Origin of the sequence: Hydrogenophaga sp. (assembly GCF_051007235.1) — a bacterium.
GTDB lineage: Bacteria > Pseudomonadota > Gammaproteobacteria > Burkholderiales > Burkholderiaceae_C > Hydrogenophaga.
This window is the reverse complement of the sequence record NZ_JBPCSJ010000262.1, coordinates 1-1,317: the sequence shown is the minus strand read 5'-3', so window position 1 is coordinate 1,317 and position 1,317 is coordinate 1. Positions and strand designations below refer to the sequence as shown.

1 pseudogene is annotated in these 1,317 nt (G+C 67.8%); it reads left to right on the top strand.

Annotation, left to right across the window (positions count from 1 at the left end):
* Positions 1 to 1,317 (top strand): annotated as a pseudogene (locus tag ACR2JA_RS09505) (indolepyruvate ferredoxin oxidoreductase family protein); the annotation flags it as partial.

The window sequence follows — 1,317 nt, the reverse complement described above, 5'->3', positions numbered from 1 at the left end:
CGGCGTGTTCGGCATCTGGTACGGCAAGGGGCCGGGCGTGGACCGCTGCTCCGACGTGTTCAAGCACGCCAACATGGCCGGCACCACGCCCTGGGGCGGCGTGATCGCGGTGGCCGGTGACGACCACGTGGCCAAGAGTTCCACCGCCGCGCACCAGAGCGACCATATCTTCAAGGCCTGCGGCCTGCCGGTGTTCTTCCCCTCGACGGTGCAGGACATCCTGGACCTCGGCATCCACGCCATCGCCATGAGCCGTTTTTCCGGCGTCTGGGCCGGCATGAAGACGATCCAGGAGATCGTCGAGTCCAGCGCCACGGCCATGATCGATCCCGAGCGGGTCAACATCGTGATCACCGAGTTCGACATGCCGCCCGGCGGCGTGCACATCCGCTGGCCCGACCACGCGCTGGACCAGGAAGCGCGCCTGTTCGACTTCAAGTGGTACGCCGCGCTGGCCTACATCCGTGCCAACAAGCTCAACCACAACGTGGTCGCCGGCCCGAACGACCGCTTCGGCATCATCGCCAGCGGCAAGGCCTTCAACGACACGCGCCAGGCGCTGCTCGACCTCGGCCTGGACGACGAGACCTGCCGCCGCATCGGCCTGCGCCTGCACAAGGTCAACGTGGTGTGGCCGCTGGAGGCGCAGACCACGCGCGAGTTCGCCACCGGCCTGCGCGAGATCCTGGTGGTGGAAGAGAAACGCCAGGTCATCGAATACCAGTTGAAAGAAGAGCTGTACAACTGGCGCGCCGACGTGCGGCCGCACGTGCTGGGCAAGTTCGACGAGGGCGAGGGCGACTTCACCGGCGGCGAATGGTCCATGCCCAATCCCAGCGCCCACACCCTGCTGCGCGCCAACGCCGACCTGTCGCCGGCCATCATCGCCCGTGCCGTGGCCAAGCGCCTGCGCAAGCTGGGGCTGCCCGAGGACGTGCAGGCGCGCATCGACGCGCAGCTGGCCATCCTGACGGCGCAGGAGCAGTCCATGCAGACCCTGCTGACGCAGGGCGTGGAAGGCGCCGAGCGCCAGCCCTGGTTCTGCTCGGGCTGCCCGCACAACACGTCCACCAAGGTGCCCGAGGGTTCGCGCGCCATGGCCGGCATCGGTTGCCACTTCATGACGATCTGGATGGACCGCGCCACCGTGGGCTTCACGCAGATGGGCGGTGAGGGCGTGCCCTGGGTGGGCCAGCAGCCCTTCAGCCACGACCAGCACATGTTCGCCAACCTGGGCGACGGCACCTACTTCCACAGCGGCATCCTGGCGGTGCGCCAGAGCATCGCCGCCGGCGTGAACATCACCTACAAGCTGCT